The organism is Paracoccus sp. (in: a-proteobacteria), from assembly GCF_030538755.1.
Taxonomy (GTDB): domain Bacteria; phylum Pseudomonadota; class Alphaproteobacteria; order Rhodobacterales; family Rhodobacteraceae; genus Paracoccus.
This window is the reverse complement of record NZ_JAUNTJ010000007.1, coordinates 61,313-80,003: the sequence shown is the minus strand read 5'-3', so window position 1 is coordinate 80,003 and position 18,691 is coordinate 61,313. Positions and strand designations below refer to the sequence as shown.

Genomic DNA, 18,691 nt, shown 5'->3' with positions numbered 1-18,691 from the left:
AGGGGGCGATCATGGCCTTGCAAAAGATCTATGGCGGCGCGGCTTTGCGGGAAACGCGGGCGCGCGCCTCGCTGTCGCAACGCGCCTTTGCCGAACGGCTGGGGGTGTCGTTGCCCTATCTGTCGCAGATGGAAAACAACCATCGCCCGATTTCCGCCGGGGTTCTGCTGCGGCTGGCGCAGGAATTCGGCACCGATCTGGCCTCGCTGGCGGCAGGTGATGCGGAACGCATGGTCATCGACCTGCAAGAAGCACTGGCCGATCCCCTGTTCGACAGCGCCCCGCCCCTAGCCGATCTGCGGCTGGCGGCCACCAATACGCCGATGCTGTCGCGCGCCTTTCTGGACCTTTACCGCGCCCATCGTCAGGGGCAGGAACGGCTGGCCGCGCTGGACGAAGCCTTGGGCAACGCCGGGCAAAACGCCATGGCCACCCCGTGGGAGGAAGTGCGCGACTTTTTCCACTATTGCGACAACTATATCGACGCCGTGGACCGCGCGGCGGAACGCTTTGCCTGCCCCGACGGGCAGCGGGCCGACCCGTGGCAAACGGCGGTTCTTGCGCTGGCGGCGCATGGCATTCAGGTGCAACTGGCCGATCTGCCGCCGGGGGCCGTCTTTCGACGCGAGGGGCGGCAGATCATCATGAACGCGGCTGCCGATGCGCCCACCCGCAGCTTTCAACTGCTGCATCAGGTGGCACTGGAACAACAGCACGATCTGTTAGAGGCGACGCTGGATCTGGCCCGGTTTCGCAGCACAACGGCGCGGGATGTGGCGCGGCTGGGGCTGGCCAACTATTTCGCCGGAGCGGCGCTGATGCCCTATCGCAGCTTTCTGGCCGCGGCGCGGGCCGAACGGCACGATCTGGAGCGGCTGGCCTATCAGTTCGGCGCCTCGCTGGAGCAGGTGGCGCACCGCCTGTCCACGATGCAGCGCCCCGGCGACAAGGGCGTGCCGTTCTTTTTCGTGCGCGTCGATCAGGCGGGCACCATCACCAAGCGGCATTCGGCGACGCGGCTTCAGTTCGCGCGCTTTGGCGGGGCCTGTCCGCTGTGGAACGTGCATCAGGCGTTCGAACAGCCGGGCCGCTTTCTGCGGCAACTGGCGCAGACGCCCGATGGCGCGCGCTATCTGTTACTCGCGCGGGACGTGTCGAAACCGGCGGGGTCATTCGCCGCGCCGATCCGCCGTTTTGCCATCGGGCTGGGCTGCGAAATCAGCCACGCGGGCGCGATGGTGCAGGCCGACGGGCTGGATATGAGCAACCCGCGCGCCTTTGAACCCATTGGCATCTCATGCCGAATCTGCCCGCGCACCGACTGCCACCAACGCGCCGTGCCCCCCATCGACCGGCCGCTGCGGATACCAAACGACCGATCCGGCCCCCTGCCCTATGATATTTCCTAGGGATTTATCCACAATTTGGGCGAGAATCCGCCGGAACGGGCGCCTCTTTGCGCATCGGCAGACCGCCGGGACCAACGCATGTTGCTATTCAGGCACACATCCCTTTTATCCGTCTGAATATCGAACCAAAGGCGCGCAGGGAAACCGCGCCGCCGAACCTGGGGACGCCCTGATTTGCCCGGACGCATTCTGAACCGCCTGAATACCTCGCTTGAACGCTGGCTGCCCGAACAACGGCTGTTTCTTCGTTCCGACAACGCGACGCGCTTTGTCCGGCTGCGTCCGCTGACGCAAGTTGTTGCCTTTGGCGGCACGGCGCTGGTGTTCGGCTGGTCGATCTTTGCCAGTTCAATCCTTGTCATCGACGCCATCAGCGCCGGTTCATCGCGCGACGACATCCTGCGTGCGCAATCCGCGTTCGAGGATCGTCTGGATCAGCTGTCCGCCGAACGCGATGCCCGCGCGGCCGAAGCGGTGGCGGCACAGCGGCGGTTCGCAGTCGCGCTGGATCAGGTGTCGCAGATGCAGTCGCAACTGCTGTCCTCGGAAGAGCGCCGCCGCGAGCTGGAAACCGGCATGGGCGCGGTGCAGACCACCCTGCGCGATGCGATTGTGGAACGCGACAGCGCCCAGTCCGAGGCTCGCAACCTGACCGCCGCGATTGAGGAACAGAACGGCGCGCCCCTTGGCCAAGCCGGTCGCGCCAAGGAATTTTCGGTTGCGCTGGACATCCTGTCGGGCGAGTTGAAAACCGCCGCCGCCCAACGCAGCGATGCCGTGCAGCAGGCGCAGGATGCCCGCCTGACCGCCGAACAACTGGCCGTCGAGCGGGATCAGATTCTGGCCCGTCAGGACGAAATCTTTACCCAGCTTGAAGACGCCGTTGCCCTGTCGGTCGAGCCGCTGAACCGCGTGTTCCGGCAGGCTGGCATCGACCCCGACGAAGTGCTGCGGCTGGTGCGTCGCGGCTATTCCGGTCAGGGCGGCCCGCTGACGCCGATTTCCTATTCCAGCAGCGGCAATGCCGCAATCTCCGAAGGCGAAACCCGCGCCAACAAGATCCTGATTACGCTGGATCAGGCCAACACCTATCGCATCGCGCTGGAAAAGGTGCCGCTGGCGATGCCGGTGAAATCATCGTTCCGCTATACTTCGGGCTTTGGCCGCCGCTGGGGCCGTGCGCATGAAGGGATCGACATGGCCGGGCCGGTCGGCACCCCGATTCATTCGACCGCGGACGGCGTTGTGACCTTTGCAGGCTGGCAGGGGGCCTATGGCAACCTGATCAAGATCCAGCACGAACTTGGCACCGAAACCCGCTATGCCCATCTGAGCAAAATCAACGTGCGCGTCGGCCAAAGGGTGTCGCAAGGCGACCGGATTGGTGATATGGGCAATACTGGACGCTCGACCGGGCCGCATCTGCACTATGAGGTGCGCGTTAACGGGCGGGCCGTAAACCCCATGGAATTCATCAAGGCGGCAAGCAATGTTTTCTAAAACCCGAGTGACTGAAACCGGCAACCGCAGCCAGACCCCGGCGGAAACCCATGTTCCGCCGACGCCCGAACGTGCCGAAGCCCCGGCACCGCAGGCCCCGCGCAACCGGCAGGCGCCCTCGGTTCTGTCATCCGACCTGACCGTGACCGGCAACATCCGCACGCAGGGCGATATTCAGGTCGAAGGCACGGTCGAGGGCGACATCCGCGCCCATCAGCTGACCATCGGCGAAACCGCGACCGTCAAGGGCGAGGTTGTGGCAGATGAGGTTATCATCAACGGTCGGATCGTCGGCCGCGTTCGCGGGCTGAAGGTGCGCCTGTCGGCCACCGCCCGTGTCGAGGGCGACATCATCCACAAGACCATCGCCATCGAATCGGGCGCGCATTTCGAAGGCTCGGTTCAGCGGCAGGAAGACCCGCTGCAAGGCGGCAGCGCGAAAAAGTTGCCTCCGCCGTCGGCCAGCGACGCCGAATAAGAAAAGGGGCCGCAAGGCCCCTTTTTGTTGCGCCACGGAGTCGGTGCCTTGTCGTCGGCCCCTGCCCTGTTGCGGATCAATGTTCAGCGGCAACGATCTGTCTGGCCACCAGCCAGGAAACCGGCACCGACAGCACCGCGCCGACAGCAGCGCCAATGATAATCGGCCAGGCGCCGCTAAAGCCCGCGACCAGCACAACGATCACGCCGACACCGGCCAGCGTGCCCATGGCAATGCTCAGGATCAAAAGGAAAAGTCGCGGCATGGTGGCCCCCTTGGTTATGCGCTGTTGGCTTACAGCGATCACCCGCGCTGCGCCTTGATACCGATCAAACTTGCCGCAAAAGTGTGCAGTCGGGGCCACCCACAAGGAATTATCGCAGCCGAATGGCCGGAATCAGGGCGCGCAGGCGGCGCAGAAGGGCGTATCGGGCAGCAATTCCAGCCGGGCGGCGGCGATATCGTTGCCGCATTTGGTGCAGGCACCGTATTCACCCTCGGCGATGCGGTCCAGCGCGGCGTCGATGCGACGCACCTCGGCCTGTTCCTGATGACCAAGCGCCTGCAACACCTCGTCATCCTGCCGTTCGACCGCGCGTTCTTCCCAATCGGCGGGCGGCGTTTCGTCCAGCCGGTCCTCGATCTCGTTCAGATTCGACAGCAATTCGCGGCGGCGCGCGGTCAGTAGTTTGCGGGCGGCTTCGGGGGTCATGGCTGCTCCTGTTGGCAATTGACCAAGGTTAGATACGGGCGGTGCTGCGAACTTTGATATGGGTCAACATTGCACAAAAACTGGCAGAGGGTTGCCCCTCTGCCGCATTTTAACCACATATGGCGATCTTAGAAATGGATCGCGCGACCATAGGCATCCAGCACGGATTCGTGCATCATTTCCGACAGGGTGGGGTGCGGGAATACCGTTTCCATCAGATCCTGCTCGGTCGTTTCCAGCTTGCGACCGATGACATAGCCCTGAATCAGTTCCGTCACCTCGGCGCCGACCATATGCGCGCCCAGCAATTCGCCGGTTTTCGCGTCAAAGATGGTTTTCACCAGACCATCGGGTTCGCCCAAGGCAATCGCCTTGCCGTTGCCGATAAAGGGGAAGCGGCCAACCTTGATGTCATAGCCCGCCTCTTTCGCCTTGGCCTCGGTCAGGCCGACGCTGGCGACCTGCGGGTGGCAATAGGTGCAGCCCGCAATCGCCGACGGCTTGACCGGATGCGGATGCTGACCGGCGATCAGTTCGGCAACCATCACGCCTTCGTGGCTGGCCTTGTGCGCCAGCCAGGGCGCGCCCGCCACGTCGCCGATGGCGTAAACACCATCCACCCCGGTGCGGCAGTATTCATCAGTGACGATATGGCTGCGGTCCACCTTGATCCCCAAGGCCTCAAGCCCAAGGTTTTCGACATTGCCGACGATGCCGACAGCGGAAATCACCGTGTCGAAATCCTGCGTTTCGGTCTTGCCGCCGACCTCGATATGAGCGGTCACGGTGCTGCCCTTGCGGTCCAGCTTTTTGACCGTGGCCTTTTCGACGATCTTCATGCCCTGCTTGACGAACTGCTTTTTCGCAAAGGCGCTGATTTCGGCATCCTCGACCGGCAAAACGCGGTCCATCACCTCGACCACGGTGGTATCGGCGCCAAGGGTGTTAAAGAACGACGCGAATTCGATGCCAATCGCGCCCGAACCGATGACCAGCAGCTTTTTCGGCATATGCGGCGGCTTGAGCGCGTGTTTGTAGTTCCAGACCAGCTTGCCATCGGGTTCCAGCCCCGGCAGTTCGCGCGCGCGCGCGCCGGTGGCGATGATGATCGACTTGGCGGTGATGTCTTCGCTGCCCTTGTCGGTTTTCACGCTGATCTTGCCGGGGGCGACCAGCCTGGCCTCGCCCATGATGGTGGTGACTTTGTTCTTTTTGAACAGATGGCCGATGCCGCCCGACAGTTGCTTTGCCACCCCGCGCGAACGATCAACGACCTTGCCCAGATCAAAGCCGATCTTGTCGGCGGACAGGCCGAAATCCTTGGCGCGGTGCATCAGGTGGAACACCTCGGCCGAGCGCAGCATCGCCTTGGTCGGGATGCAGCCCCAGTTCAGGCAGATACCGCCCAGATGCTCGCGCTCGATACAGGCGACCTTCAGCCCCAGTTGCGCGCCGCGGATCGCGGCAACATAGCCGCCCGGCCCCGCCCCGATCACCATCATATCGAAATTCTGAGCCATGTCTTCGTCCCCCGGTTCAAAGATGGTTCAGCGTTAAATCAATTCTTACAGGTCATCAAGCGACAGCGTGCCCGACACCAGCGCCCCATATCCGCCCGCATCCATAAGCCGTTGTTCCGCATCCGCAGGGGCACGCCCCAGCGCGGCATTACGCCACGGGAAGCGGCCAAAGCGGGCAATGGTGTCGCGGTGCAGTTCCGCATGGCGCAGGTTTTCGCCGGGCATCCGTTCCGCGAACAGGGTGACGGCGCGGTTTTGCAGGTCAATATCCTCGGCATGTTCGAAGGGCATATAGAAAAACTGCCGCATCGGTTCGGGCGTCTGCATGTCGAACCCGGCGGCTATCGCGCGTTCGGCGATCTGCACCGCCAGATCATCGGTGGCAAAGGCGCGCGGGTCATCGCGGAACATGTTGCGCGGGAACTGATCGGTCAGGATCAGCGCGGCCAGCGCGCCCTCTGCCGTGGTTTCCCAGGTGCGGGTCAGCGACTCGGCATCGTGCCAGTCGGCCATAAAGCGTTCGCGGATGGTCTGATCCAGCGTGTCAGATTGCTGATACCAGCCTTTTGGCCCGATTTCCGCCCAGAAATCCAGAATCTGTCGCATGTGGTCTGGTGCATCCTCGCTTTCCGTGGCCGGATCGGGGTTATCCTCCAGCGCGACCTCAACCGCAACGCGCGTTGCCGTGGGCGAGATCACCGAATAGCTGCCCGCCGCCTCGATCGCGGCGCGGCGCGTCATCCGCCAGCCGGCATAACCCGCCAGCAGCGCCAGCAGCAGGCCCATATAGATCCAGAAGCCATCCGGCCCCGCCATCCCCATCAGCCAGCCGGTGATCGGCGGCCCCGACATCGCACCGACGCCGTTGATGAACAGCAGCCCCGCCGAAGCGGCGGCCATGTCGGCGGTATCCAGATAATCGTTGGTATAGGCCAGCAGCAGCGCATAGACCGGGTTGGCCACGCCGCCCAACACCGCGCCCGCCAGCGTCAGCCCCAGAATGCCCGGCCCGGTCAAGACCACCAGGACCACCGTCACCACCCCCAGCACCGCCAGCGCCAGCACCAGCACGCGCCGGTCCATCCGGTCCGACAGCCAGCCGACCGGGAATTGCAGCGCCAGCCCGCCGATATAGATGGCGGCGACAAAGGACGAAATCTCGGCCACGCTCATCCCTGTTGCGGTGCCCCAGACCGAGGCCATGCCGAACAGCGCCGAAAACACCCCGCCCATCAGAAAGATACCGACGCAACCCAAGGGCGAGGCGCGGAACAGCCGTCCAAAGGACATGCGCTGGATGGTCTGGAACTGCGGCGCGGGCGTGGCCGACAACAGGATCGGCGTAAAGGCCAGCGACACCAGCACCGAGGGGATGACGAACAGCATAAACCCGGCCGGGTCCGCCGCGTTCAGCAGCAGTTGCGCGGTGATGATGCCGACCATCTGCACGATCATATAGGCCGACAGCGCCTGGCCCCGGTTTTCGTTGGTGGCACTGGCGTTCAGCCAGCTTTCGGCGGTGATATAGACCCCGCAGAACGAAAACCCGATCAGGAACCGCAGCGCCGACCAGACGATCCAGTCCGGCGCCACCGGATAGAGGATCAGCACCGCCGAAATCATCGAGCCAAGCGCGGCAAAGACGCGCACATGCCCGACGCCCTGAATCAGCCGGGGCACCAGCAGGCTGCCCGCCAGAAAGCCGCCGAAATAGGCCGCCATGACGACCGACATGTAAAAGGTGCCGATCCCCTCGATCCCGCCGCGGATACCCAGCAGGGTACCCTGCATCCCGTTACCGACCATCAAAAGCAGAATACCCAGCAAAAGCGGCCAGGAGGTGCGCAGAACCGAAAGCATGTATCAGCCCCTTGTCAGGCGTTGCGGGTCGGGAATCAGCAGTGACGCATCCCCATAGCTGAAGAAACGATAGCCGTTCTCTACCGCGTGACGGTAAATTTTCCGTATCTTTTCCTGCCCCATCAGTGCCGATACCAGCATCAGCAGGGTCGATTTGGGCAGGTGAAAGTTGGTCATCAGCGCATCGGCCACGCGAAACCGATAGCCCGGATAGATAAAGATGTCGGTTTCCGCCGCAAAGGGCGCGACGGTGCCATCGGCGCGCGCAGCCGATTCGATCAGCCTCAGCGCCGTGGTGCCCACGGGAATGATCCGCCCGCCCGCCGCCCGCGCGGCATTGATCGCCTGCGCGGCCTGCGGCGTCACCTCGCCCCATTCGGCGTGCATCTTGTGGGTGGTGACGTCATCGACCTTGACGGGCAAAAACGTGCCCGCGCCGACATGCAGGGTGACATGGGTCATGCCAACACCGCGCGCGGCAATCGCATTCAGCAGCGGCTGGTCGAAATGCAGGCTGGCGGTGGGCGCGGCCACGGCGCCGGATCGCGCGGCCCAAACCGTCTGGTAATCGGTGCGGTCCTGATCGTCGGGCGCGCGCAGCGCCGCGATATAAGGCGGCAGAGGCATCTGCCCTGCCCGGTCCAGCGCCGCATCGAAATCGGCCCCCTGCGCGTCGAAATGCAGCGTTAGTTCGGCGTTTTCGATGCTGGCGACGGTGGCGGACAGGGCGTCGGAAAACCGGATCACCTCGCCCTGCCGCAGCTTGCGCAGCGGTTTGGCCAGCGCACGCCAGCCTGAGGCGGCGGGCTCCAGCAGCGTGACCTCGATCCGGGCCACCGCCTCGCCCTGCGGGGTCGTGCGGGTGCGGGTGCCGGTCAGCCGGGCCGGGATCACGCGGGTATCATTCAGCACCAGCAGATCGCCGGGGCGCAGGAAACCGGGCAGGTCGGCCACCCGCTGATCGGCAATGCCATCCCCCTGCGCCACCAGCAGCCGGGCCGAGGACCGGGGCCGCGCGGGTCGTGTGGCGATCAGCCCCTCGGGCAGATGAAAGTCGAAATCATCCAGCTTCATCCGGGTGTTTTCCGCATCGTGCCGGGCGAGGTCAAGCAGATGTGCTTTCAGATGGAATTTGTCGGGTTTACATTGCTGACTGTTATGGTAGGAATTTCTAATCGCAGGGAGCGCGCCATGATTATCTGTCACTGCACTGGCATCACCGACCACCAGATCCGCAGCGCCGTTGACTGGATGCGCGCATCGGATGCGGACACGATCATTACACCGGGCAAGATTTACCGCGCCCTTGGCTATCGCGCCGATTGCGGAGGCTGTTTACCGCTGTTTATGGACACTATGCGTGGATGCGATAATATAGGCGTCGCACCGCCAGTGTTGCGGACACATAAGTCACTTAAACAACGGAGCGATCCCCATGAAGGGCGACAGCAAGGTCATAGAGTATCTAAACGCCGCACTGCGGTCTGAGCTGACGGCCGTCAGCCAGTATTGGCTGCATTACCGGCTGCAAGAGGACTGGGGCTATGGCCACATCGCCGACAAGTCGCGGGCCGAATCCATCGAGGAAATGAACCACGCCGACCGCCTGATCCAGCGAATCATTTTCCTGGAAGGGCACCCGAATCTGCAAAAGCTGGACCCTCTGCGCATCGGGCAGAACCTGAAAGAAACGCTTGAGGCCGATCTGGCTGGCGAACACGACGCCCGCACCCTGTATATCGAAGCGCGCGAGCATTGCGAAAAGGTTGGCGATTACGTCAGCAAAGCCTTGTTCGAGGATCTGATCGCCGATGAGGAAGGTCACATCGACTTTCTGGAGACCCAGATCGACCTGCACGACACGCTGGGTGCCGAGAAATACGGCCTGCTCAACGCCAAACCGGCCAACCAGGCGGAATAATGGCGCTGCCGGACCGGGGGCCAGCCCCCGGACCCCCGGCGTATTTAAGCAAACAGGAAGGGGCTTGGCGGCCCCTTTTTTCATTTGAGCCAGTCGGCGGCCAGATCGGGCAGATCGTCGAAATGGTGCAGCAGGGCGTCGGGGGCAAGGCGTCTGATCGCCTCGCCTTCGGGACCGAATGTCACAAGGGCAACCGGCACTCTGGCAGCGGCGGCGGTTTTCCGGTCGGTTTCGGTATCGCCGACAAGAAAGGACTTTGCGCCGGGGCGGGCGCGATCGACTGCGGCCTGATAGGGCCGCGGGTCGGGCTTGCGCACCGGCAGCGTGTCGGCACCGATCAGGCTGGCGAAGGCCTGCCGGATACCCAGTTCACGCAGCAGGGTCTCAGCCAGCCCCTGGGGTTTGTTGGTGCAGACGGCCAATGTGTGGCCCTGCCCCGCCAGCCGTTCCAGCGCGCTTTCGACGCCGGGATAAAGGTGGGTATGGGTGGCAATGGCCGCGCCGTAATGGTCCAGCAGGCGGGGGAAATCCTGTTCCTCGGCATCGGGTGGCAGCAGCCAGCCTTGGGGAATGCGGGCGTAACCTGCCCGCAGCATCGCCCGCCCGCCGTGGAAGGCCGTCAGCGCATCTGCCACCGGGTCCAGCAGCGCCGGCAGGCCGCGCGCGGTAAAGCAGGCATTCGCCGCCGCGATCAGATCGCCCGAGGTATCGGCCAGCGTTCCGTCAAGGTCGAACACCACAACGCCCGTCATTTCCGTAACCTTCCGTCAAGATAAGTGATCGCTCGGGACTTTCGTCCCGTCGCCGCCGTGGTTAGAACGCCCGCGACAGAAGTTCAAACGGCGGGATAGTTGATGCGTGATAAACCTGTTGCACTGATCGTGCTGGCGGCGGGGCAAGGCAGCCGGATGCAATCCGATCTGCCCAAGGTGCTGCACCGGCTGGGCGCTGTGCCCTTGGTCGGGCATGCGCTGTCTGCTGGCCGCTCGCTGGGGCCGGAACAGGTGATCGTGGTCGCCGGTCATGGTGCCGATCTGGTCCGCAAGGCGGTGGCCAGGCTGGACCCGGATGCGCAGATCGCCTTGCAGGAACAGCAGCTTGGCACGGGCCATGCCGTGCAGCAGGCGATGCCCTTGCTGGAAGGGTTCGGCGGGCGGGTGATCGTGCTGTATGGCGACACCCCCTTTATCAGCCAGGATACGCTGGCCCGGCTGGCGGCGCATGATGCCGATGTCGTCGTGCTGGGGTTCGAGGCCGCCGATCCGGGCCGCTATGGCCGCCTGCTGGTTTCCGACAAGGGGCTGGAACGGATCGTCGAATACAAGGACGCGACCGAGGCAGAGCGCGACATTGCGCTGTGCAATTCCGGCGTGATGGCGCTGGACGCCGACTTGCTGCGGGCGCTGATCGGGCAGTTGCGGGCGGAAAACGCCGCCGGGGAATACTACCTGACCGATCTGGTCGCACTGGCCCGCGACGCCGGGCGGCAGGTCGATGTCGTCACCTGCGACGAGGCCGAGACACTGGGCATCAACACCCGAGCCGAGCTTGCCGCCGCCGAAACGGCATTTCAGACCCGCGCCCGCGCCGCCGCGATGGATAACGGCGTGACGCTGACCGATCCGGCCAGTGTGTGGTTCGCACAGGATACCGCCATCGGTCGCGATGCCGTCATCGGGCCGAATGTGGTGTTCGGGCCGGGGGTCACGGTGGAAAGTGGCGCGGAAATCCTGCCCTTCTGCCATCTGGAAGGCTGCCATGTCAGCGCCGGTGCCACGGTGGGGCCATTCGCGCGGCTGCGCCCCGGTGCGGAGCTGGGGGCCGATGTGCATGTCGGCAACTTTGTGGAAATCAAGAACTCGGTGCTGGACGAAGGCGTCAAGGTCGGCCATCTGACCTATCTGGGCGATGCCCATGTCGGCGAGGCGACCAATATCGGCGCGGGCACCGTCACCTGCAATTATGACGGTGTGGGCAAGCATCGCACCGAAATCGGCGCGCGCGCCTTTATCGGATCGGATACGATGCTGGTGGCGCCTGTGCGGGTCGGCGATGATGCGATGACCGGATCGGGCAGCACCATCACCGAAGACGTGCCGGATGGCGCATTGGCCATCGGCCGGGCGCGTCAGGTCAACAAACCGGGGCTGGCGCTGCGCCTGATGGCGGCGCTGCGGTTGAAAAAGGGTCAGTAACATGTGTGGTATCGTCGGCATTCTGGGCAATCACGAGGTCGCCCCGCAATTGGTCGAGGCGCTGAAACGGCTGGAATATCGCGGCTATGACAGCGCCGGGATCGCAACGCTGGACGACAGCGGCACGCTGGATCGCCGCCGCGCCGTGGGCAAGCTGGTCAACCTGTCCGACCGTCTGGTGCACCAGCCGCTGACCGGCCGCGCCGGGATCGGCCACACCCGTTGGGCCACCCACGGCCCCGCGACCGAAGGAAACGCCCACCCGCACCGTTTCGGCCCGGTCGCCGTGGTCCATAACGGGATCATCGAAAACTTTCGCGATCTGCGCGCGGAACTGGCCAGCCTCGGCATTCAGGCGCAGACCGAAACCGACACCGAAACCGTCGCGCTGCTGACCGGGCATCACATGGCGCAGGGCATGTCCCCGCTGGATGCCGCACGGGCCACGCTGGCACGGCTGCACGGGGCCTTTGCTCTGGCCTTTCTGTTCGATGGCCAGGGCGATCTGATGATCGTCGCCCGCAAAGGCAGCCCGCTGGCCATCGGCCATGGCCAAGGAGAAATGTTCGTCGGCTCTGATGCCATCGCGCTGGCCCCCTTTACCGACAAGATCACCTATCTCGAAGATGGCGATCACGCCGTGCTGACCCGCGCCGGGGCCGAGATTTACGATACCAACGGCAACCGCGCCAACCGCGACATGGCCCGCATCGACGTGGGCGCAACCGCCATCGACAAGGGCGGCTATCGCCACTTCATGGCCAAGGAAATCGCCCAGCAGCCCGCCGTTCTGGGCGATGTGCTGTCGCATTACGTCAAGGGTGACCGGATCGTGCTGCCCGATGCGGTCGATTTCACCAGCGTGGACCGGGTGATTCTGGTCGGCTGCGGCACGGCGCATCTGGCGGGGCATGTGGCGAAATACTGGTTCGAACAGATCGCCGGCCTGCCCTGCGACATCGACATCGCGTCCGAGTTCCGCTATCGCGAGCCGCCCCTGTCGGACCGCAGCTTTGCGATTTTCGTCAGCCAGTCGGGCGAAACCGCCGACACGCTGGCCGCGCTGCATTACGCACAAGACAAGGTGGCCAAGACATTGGGCGTGGTCAATGTCGGCACCTCGGCCATCGCGCGCGAATCCGACATCGCCCTGCCGACACTGGCCGGGATCGAGGTTTGCGTGGCCTCCTCCAAGGCGTTCACCTGCCAGTTGGCGGTGCTGGCGGTGCTGGCGCTCAAGGCGGCGGCGGATCGCGGCCGGCTGGACGATGCCGCACTGGCCGCCCATCTGGATGACCTGCGCGCCATCCCCGGCCTGCTGAATCAGGCACTGGCCGTAGCGGACGATTGCCGCGCACTGGCCGACTGGCTGGCCGAGGCGCAGGACGTTCTGTATCTGGGCCGCGGCGCGCTGTATCCGGTGGCACTGGAAGGCGCGCTCAAACTGAAAGAACTGTCCTATATCCACGCCGAGGGCTATGCCTCGGGCGAACTCAAGCACGGCCCCATCGCGCTGATCGACCGCAATGTGCCGGTGGTGGTGCTGGCCCCGCGCGACGCGCTGTTCGAAAAAACCGTGTCCAACATGCAAGAGGTCATGGCCCGCCACGGTCAGGTCTTGCTGATCTCTGACGCCGATGGCGTGGCCGAGGCGGGCCAGGGCGTCCACGCGGCAATCACCATGCCTGCGGGCGGCGGTGCCTTTGCGGCAATCCTTTACGCGGTGCCGATGCAATATCTGGCCTATTACACGGCCGTCGCCAAAGGCACCGATGTGGACCAGCCGCGCAATCTGGCCAAATCGGTGACGGTGGAATAAACCGCAAACCGGGCGCGGCCACAAAACCGCGCCCGGCTTCCTGTTTGCCCAAATACGCACCTTGGGGCACGCCGCGCTCCGCTTAACCCTTGGTTACTCCGGCTGGTGGCGTCACCACCCGCCCCCTGCCCCGCGACTCGCGCCAGGTGATATAGGTAATCGCCCCGATCATCAGCGCGCCACCAAAGATAACCCAGCCGTCCAGCGGCTCGTGAAAAACGAACCACCCCAGCAGCGCCGCCCAGATCAGTTGCAGAAACGTCACCGGCTGCGTCACGGTCAGCGGGGCTGCGGCAAAGGCGCGGGCCATCGTGTAATGCCCCAGCGTGGCGAAAACCGCGACCAGCCCCAGCCCGACGACCTGCATCAAGGTCGGCGGCACCCAGACCACAGCGGCCAGCGGGGCCAGACCAACCGTCACCGTCAGCGACAGCATCGCCACCACCACTGCCGGAGAAGCCAGCAAAGACAACCGCTTGGCGACCAGATATGAGGTGCCGAAACAAACCGCTGCCGCAATCTGCGCCAGATGGCCGGGGTCCAGCGTGCGGATGCCGGGGCGCAGTACGATCACCGCACCCAGAACCGCCACCGCAATCGCAGCGATACGGCGGGTCGAAATCCGCTCGCCCATGAACAGCGCCGCGCCGACCGTCACCACCACCGGGTTAAGGTATCCGATGGCCGTCACCTCGGCGACAGGAATGCGCGACATCGCATAAAACCACGCCAGAACCGCCGCCACATGCAGCGCCCCGCGCAACCCGAACAGCTGCCAGACCGAGGCGGAAAACCCGGCCCGCAGCGCCGGGGCCAATGCCGGGCCCAGAAAAACGATACCGAAACAGAACCGGATGAACGCCGCCTGCGCAGCAGGCAAGGCCCCGTCCAGCGCGCGCACGATGCCGCTGACGGCAACAAAGCTCAGCCCTGTCGCCACCATCCAGCCGATCCCGATCAGGTCGCGGCGCGTATTGCCCTGGTCCTGCACGGGCGCGACCTTGCAGGGAAACGGCACAGGCAGCAAGCCTCAGCCATTCAGGATCAGGGCCAGCGCAATCGACCACATCACCAGCCCGATCAACACGTCCAGCACCTGCCACGCGCGCGGACGTGCAAATAACGGCGCCAACCAGCGCGCACCATAACCCAATGAAAAGAAAAATAAAAACGACCCGCTCATGGCCCCGGCGGCAAAGGCACCCTTGTCAGCGAAGCGCGCCGAAACCGCCCCCAACAGCACCACCGTATCCAGATAGACATGCGGATTCAGCCAGGTCAGCGCCGCGACAGTCGCCAGCGCAGCCCCCAGACTGCCCGCACCACCCGCCGCCCTCAGCGCCGATTGCCCCGTCGCCGCCGCCCGAAAGGCGCGCGCCCCATACCAGATCAGAAACGCCGCGCCACCCCAACGCATCAACGGCAAAAACCACGGCACCGCCTGCGCCAATGCGCCCGCCCCGGCAACCCCGGCAGCAATCAGCAACGCATCGGAAACCGCACAGAACAGACAAACGGCAAAGACATGACTGCGCAGCAGCCCCTGCTTCAGCACAAAAGCGTTCTGCGCCCCGATGGCAACGATCAGCGACAGCCCCGTACCAAGCCCCGTGAAAAATGCCGGTCCCATATGCGATCCTCTCATCCGTCACTTGCCAGTCGCACAATCGGGCGATTTAATCCAATTAATATCCCTGACCCTGATTAAGCTAGCCTTATGCTCGACTACCCCGCCCTTGCCGCCCTCGCCCAGGTCATCCGCCGCGGCTCGTTCGAATCCGCAGCCGCCGCCCTGCATGTGACCCCCTCAGCCATTTCCCAGCGGATCAAAGGGTTAGAGGAAAAAATGGGCGCCGTCCTGATCCACCGCGGCCCGCCCGCCACCGGCACAGCGCAGGGGCTGCGGCTGATGCAGCATCTCGATCAGGTGCAACTGCTGGAACGGGGGCTGACCAACGACGCCAGCCCGGCCATCCTGCGCATCGCAGTCAACGCCGACAGCCTTGCGACCTGGTTCCCGCCAGTCCTCACCGCACTCGACGCGCTTTATGATCTGGTGATCGACGATCAGGACCACGCCCGCGACTGGCTGCGCAAAGGCGAGGTCTCAGCCGCCCTGACCTCCAGCCCCGATCCGGTGCCGGGCTGCGACGTCATCGCCTTGGGCAAAATGCGCTATCTGGCCATGGCCCGCCCGGATTTCATCGCCCGCCACTTCGCAGAGGGTGTCACCGCAGCAACACTCAGCAAGGCACCGACCGTGATCTTCAACGCCAAGGACAGCGCGCAATCGCAATGGGCCAAGGCCATGACAGGCGAAAAACCGCACCTGACCGGCCACCTGATCCCCTCGTCCGAAGCATTCGCCCGCGCCGTCGAACTGGGCCTCGGCTGGGGCATGATCCCCGAAGCGATGGCCAGCCCAAACCTGATCCCACTCGCCCCGCTGCCGCTGAATATCCCGCTTTACTGGCAGGTCCAGCGCGCCATGAAACCCGCCCTCGGCCCCCTGACCGCCGCCATCAAGAAAAAGGCCGCAGACTCGCTGCGACCCTAGGTATCTTTGGTCAGAAAATATCCCGGGGGTCTGGGGGCTGGCCCCCAGTCCCGGACGTGCCATCAAAGCTGCGCCGCAACCTCGTCCGACAGCTCAAAATTGCCGGTGACGTTCTGAACGTCGTCATCGTCCTCCAGCGCCTCGATCAGCTTCATCAGCTTTTGCGCGGTCTCAAGGTCGATCTCGGTCGGGGCCTGCGGCTTCCAGACCAGCTTGGCGGTCTCGGATTCGCCCAAAGCCGCCTCCAGCGCGGTGGATACCTCGTTCAGATCGGTGTCGGCACAGTAAATCCAATGCCCGTCCTCATCCGATTCGACATCCTCGGCCCCGGCCTCGATGGCGGCCATCATCACCGTATCGGCGTCGCCGGCACTGGCGGGATACATGATCTCACCCTTGCGGTCGAACATGAAGGCCACCGAACCCGATTGCCCCAGATCGCCGCCATGCTTGGTAAAATAGGACCGCACGTTCGAAGCGGTGCGGTTGCGGTTGTCGGTCATCGCCTCGACCATGATGGCGATGCCGTTGGGGCCGTAACCCTCATAACGGATCTCGTCATAGTTTTCCGCATCGCCGCCCAAGGATTTCTTGATCGCGCGGTCGATCACATCCTTGGGGACCGAATTCGACTTGGCCTCTTTCACGGCCAGCCGCAGGCGCGGGTTCTTTTCGGGGTCGGGGTCGCCCATCTTGGCGGCCACGGTAATTTCCTTGGCCAGCTTGGAAAACAGTTTCGATCGGATCGCATCCTGCCGCCCTTTGCGGTGCTGGATGTTGGCCCATTTGGAATGGCCTGCCATTGGTTCGTCCTTGCCATCATCATGGAAAATCGCGCTGTATTTAGCCAGACATGCGCCTTGCTGCAAGCAACCCTTTGTGGCCCGCGCGCGTTAAGCGCGATAACCCCTGACAACCGCACAGGAAAAACGCGCCATGACCACACCGCAGATCACCCTGTTCGCGATCTTTGGCGCCGTGATGATCCTGATGATCTGGGGCAAATGGCGCCACGACCTGATCGCCTTCGCCGGGCTGATGACCGGAGTCCTGACCGGAGTCGTCCCCGCAGGCGAGGCGTTCAGCGGCTTTGGCCATCCGGCCACCATGGTTGTGGCGCTGGTGCTGGTGGCCTCGGCGGGGCTGGTGCGGTCGGGGGCGGTGTCCTTGCTGACGAAATTCCTGTCGCGGCCGAACTGGCCGGTGACGCTGCATCTTGCCGTGATCGGCGGGGTCGGCACCGTGCTGTCGGGCTTTATGAACAACATCGCCGCTCTGGCGATTCTGATGCCGACCGATATGCAGGTGGCACGCAAGGCAGGGCGTGCCGCCGCGCTGACGCTGATGCCGCTGGCCTTCACCACGATTCTGGGCGGAATGCTGACCATGATCGGCACCCCGCCCAACCTGCTGGTGTCCGGCTTCCGCGAAGATGTCATCGGCGAGCCGTTCCGCATGTTCGACTTTCTGCCCGTAGGCGGGGCGGTTGCGGCGGCGGGGCTGATCTTTGTCGCCCTGATCGGCTGGCGTCTGATCCCCAGCCGCGCCACTGAAACCCCCGCCGCCGATGCCGAGGCAAAGGTGCGCGACTATATGGCCGAACTGGTTGTCCCCGAGGGATCGTCCGCCATCGGCAAGATGGTGGCCGAACTGGACAGCAACGCCGAAAAGGCAGACGTCGCCATTCTGGCCGTGCGCCGGGGCGACATGCGCCTGTCTGGCCTGACCCGCGCCATCACCCTGCAACAGGGCGACAGCCTGCTGGTCGAGGCCGCGCCGGCGGCGCTGGACGAATTCCGCTCGGACCTGCGGCTGGCCTTCCCCGACGGGCACGGCGACAGCATCCCCCGCGCCGGCGGCGAGGGGCAGTCGCTGGTCGAATGCGTCGTCCCCGAAAACGCGCGCGTCGTCGGCCACACCGCCCGCAGCCTGCGCCTGTCCAGCCAGTTCAACACCGTGCTGATGGGCATTCAGCGCCGGGGCCGCACCATCCGGCAGAACCTGCGGCAAGTCCGCATCGAGGCCGGCGACATTCTGCTGTTGCTGGTCCCCGAGGATCGCGACGAGGAAATCATCGCCGATCTGGGCTGCCTGCCGCTGGACGGCGCGTGGCTGACCGTGACCAAGGAAAACCGCATGTGGCTGGCGCTCGGGCTGTTTCTGGTGGCCATCGGCGCGACCTCGATGGGCTGGGTGACGATGCCTATCGCGCTTGGCTGCGTCACGGTCTGCTATGTGCTGTTCAAGATCCTGTCGCTGGACGAAATCTATACCCATATCGACTGGCCCGTGATCGTTCTGCTGGGCGCGATGATCCCGCTGGGGCTGGCGCTGGACACCACCGGAGGATCGGCGCTGCTGGCATCCGGGCTGGCGACGATCACGCAGGGCTATCCGGCATGGGTGGCGCTGGTCTTGCTGATGATTGCCACGATGATGCTGTCGGATGTGCTGAACAACAATGCCACCACCATTCTGGCCGCACCCGTCGGCATCCGCCTGGCCGAGCAGTTGAACGTGAACCCCGACGCCTTTCTGATGGGCGTGGCCGTGTCGGCATCCTGCGCGTTTCTGACACCTATCGGGCATCAGAACAACACGCTGATCCTTGGCCCCGGCGGCTATCGCTTTGGCGATTACTGGCGCATGGGCCTGCCGCTTGAGGTGCTGGTCATGGCCGTATCGGTGCCGATGCTGCTGATCGTCTGGCCGCTGTGACC

Annotated in this window: 17 protein-coding genes and 2 pseudogenes; 9 read left to right on the top strand and 10 right to left on the bottom strand. The window is 64.3% G+C overall.

From position 1 onward, the window contains the following. Positions 1-11 precede the first annotated feature (11 nt). The 3 genes from Q4G14_RS06350 (at position 12) to Q4G14_RS06340 (ending at position 3,387) form a co-directional block, all read left to right on the top strand. Positions 12-1,409: a short-chain fatty acyl-CoA regulator family protein gene (locus Q4G14_RS06350; protein ID WP_303360942.1), complete on the top strand. Its 1,398-nt coding sequence runs from the start codon at positions 12-14 to the stop codon at positions 1,407-1,409. Between the two features lie 174 nt (positions 1,410-1,583). Further along, positions 1,584-2,909 (top strand): M23 family metallopeptidase, encoded by a 1,326-nt coding sequence (locus Q4G14_RS06345; protein WP_303360891.1) that lies wholly within the window; start codon positions 1,584-1,586, stop codon positions 2,907-2,909. Next, entirely contained in the window at positions 2,899-3,387 is a 489-nt protein-coding gene (locus Q4G14_RS06340) for a polymer-forming cytoskeletal protein (RefSeq protein WP_303360890.1), read from the top strand. Before Q4G14_RS06345 ends, Q4G14_RS06340 begins: the two co-directional genes overlap by 11 nt. A gap of 76 nt (positions 3,388-3,463) precedes the next feature. Here Q4G14_RS06340 and Q4G14_RS06335 read toward each other — a convergent pair whose 3' ends face one another. The 6 genes and pseudogenes from Q4G14_RS06335 to queA all read right to left on the bottom strand — a co-directional run bounded on the left by Q4G14_RS06335 (position 3,464) and on the right by queA (position 8,553). After that, the gene (locus Q4G14_RS06335) at positions 3,464-3,652 is read right to left on the bottom strand and encodes a CTP synthetase (protein ID WP_303360889.1); all 189 of its coding nucleotides are present in this window, start codon (positions 3,650-3,652) and stop codon (positions 3,464-3,466) included. Between the two features lie 132 nt (positions 3,653-3,784). Then, a complete protein-coding gene (locus Q4G14_RS06330; protein WP_303360888.1) occupies positions 3,785-4,099 on the bottom strand; it encodes a TraR/DksA C4-type zinc finger protein in 315 nt (104 codons plus the stop codon). Positions 4,100-4,227: 128 nt separating this feature from the next. Next, positions 4,228-5,619: a dihydrolipoyl dehydrogenase gene (gene lpdA, locus Q4G14_RS06325; RefSeq protein WP_303360887.1), complete on the bottom strand. Its 1,392-nt coding sequence runs from the start codon at positions 5,617-5,619 to the stop codon at positions 4,228-4,230. Positions 5,620-5,664: 45 nt separating this feature from the next. Further along, positions 5,665-6,204 (bottom strand): annotated as a pseudogene (locus Q4G14_RS06320) (DUF924 family protein); the annotation flags it as partial. A 72-nt stretch (positions 6,205-6,276) separates the two neighbouring features. Further along, positions 6,277-7,479: pseudogene (locus Q4G14_RS06315) on the bottom strand (MFS transporter); the annotation flags it as partial. 3 nt (positions 7,480-7,482) lie between these two features. After that, positions 7,483-8,553, bottom strand: coding sequence for a tRNA preQ1(34) S-adenosylmethionine ribosyltransferase-isomerase QueA (queA, locus tag Q4G14_RS06310; protein WP_303360886.1), 1,071 nt, complete (start codon positions 8,551-8,553; stop codon positions 7,483-7,485). Positions 8,554-8,670: 117 nt separating this feature from the next. Here queA and Q4G14_RS06305 point away from each other — a divergent pair, with 117 nt between their 5' ends. After that, entirely contained in the window at positions 8,671-8,967 is a 297-nt protein-coding gene (locus tag Q4G14_RS06305) for a bacterioferritin-associated ferredoxin (protein WP_303360940.1), read from the top strand. Continuing rightward, on the top strand, positions 8,915-9,400 hold the full coding sequence (bfr, locus tag Q4G14_RS06300; protein ID WP_303360885.1) for a bacterioferritin: 486 nt from the start codon (positions 8,915-8,917) through the stop codon (positions 9,398-9,400). The genes Q4G14_RS06305 and bfr overlap by 53 nt, the downstream gene beginning before the upstream one ends. Positions 9,401-9,480: 80 nt before the next feature. Here bfr and Q4G14_RS06295 read toward each other — a convergent pair whose 3' ends face one another. Continuing rightward, positions 9,481-10,152 (bottom strand): HAD-IA family hydrolase, encoded by a 672-nt coding sequence (locus Q4G14_RS06295; RefSeq protein ID WP_303360884.1) that lies wholly within the window; start codon positions 10,150-10,152, stop codon positions 9,481-9,483. Between the two features lie 102 nt (positions 10,153-10,254). On the opposite strand from Q4G14_RS06295, the gene glmU reads away from it, so the two are divergent. Together glmU and glmS are read left to right on the top strand one after the other, a co-directional pair. Further along, positions 10,255-11,595, top strand: coding sequence for a bifunctional UDP-N-acetylglucosamine diphosphorylase/glucosamine-1-phosphate N-acetyltransferase GlmU (gene glmU, locus Q4G14_RS06290; RefSeq protein ID WP_303360883.1), 1,341 nt, complete (start codon positions 10,255-10,257; stop codon positions 11,593-11,595). Position 11,596: 1 nt separating this feature from the next. Next, positions 11,597-13,414, top strand: a complete 1,818-nt coding sequence (gene glmS / locus Q4G14_RS06285) for a glutamine--fructose-6-phosphate transaminase (isomerizing) (protein ID WP_303360882.1) — start codon at positions 11,597-11,599, stop codon at positions 13,412-13,414. Between the two features lie 82 nt (positions 13,415-13,496). On the opposite strand, the gene Q4G14_RS06280 is transcribed toward glmS, so the two are convergent. Then, positions 13,497-14,405, bottom strand: coding sequence for a DMT family transporter (locus tag Q4G14_RS06280; RefSeq protein ID WP_303360881.1), 909 nt, complete (start codon positions 14,403-14,405; stop codon positions 13,497-13,499). A 39-nt stretch (positions 14,406-14,444) separates the two neighbouring features. Continuing rightward, entirely contained in the window at positions 14,445-15,044 is a 600-nt protein-coding gene (locus Q4G14_RS06275; RefSeq protein WP_303360880.1) for a LysE/ArgO family amino acid transporter, read from the bottom strand. 87 nt (positions 15,045-15,131) lie between these two features. Between Q4G14_RS06275 and Q4G14_RS06270 the strand changes: the two genes are divergently transcribed. Then, entirely contained in the window at positions 15,132-15,971 is an 840-nt protein-coding gene (locus Q4G14_RS06270) for a LysR family transcriptional regulator ArgP (RefSeq protein WP_303360879.1), read from the top strand. Between the two features lie 62 nt (positions 15,972-16,033). Here the strand turns inward: Q4G14_RS06270 and Q4G14_RS06265 are convergent, their stop codons facing one another. Next, positions 16,034-16,774, bottom strand: coding sequence for a YebC/PmpR family DNA-binding transcriptional regulator (locus tag Q4G14_RS06265; RefSeq protein WP_303360878.1), 741 nt, complete (start codon positions 16,772-16,774; stop codon positions 16,034-16,036). A 133-nt stretch (positions 16,775-16,907) separates the two neighbouring features. Here Q4G14_RS06265 and Q4G14_RS06260 point away from each other — a divergent pair, with 133 nt between their 5' ends. Then, complete coding sequence (locus Q4G14_RS06260) at positions 16,908-18,689, top strand: SLC13 family permease (RefSeq protein WP_303360877.1); 1,782 nt, start codon at positions 16,908-16,910, stop codon at positions 18,687-18,689. Positions 18,690-18,691: the final 2 nt, after the last annotated feature.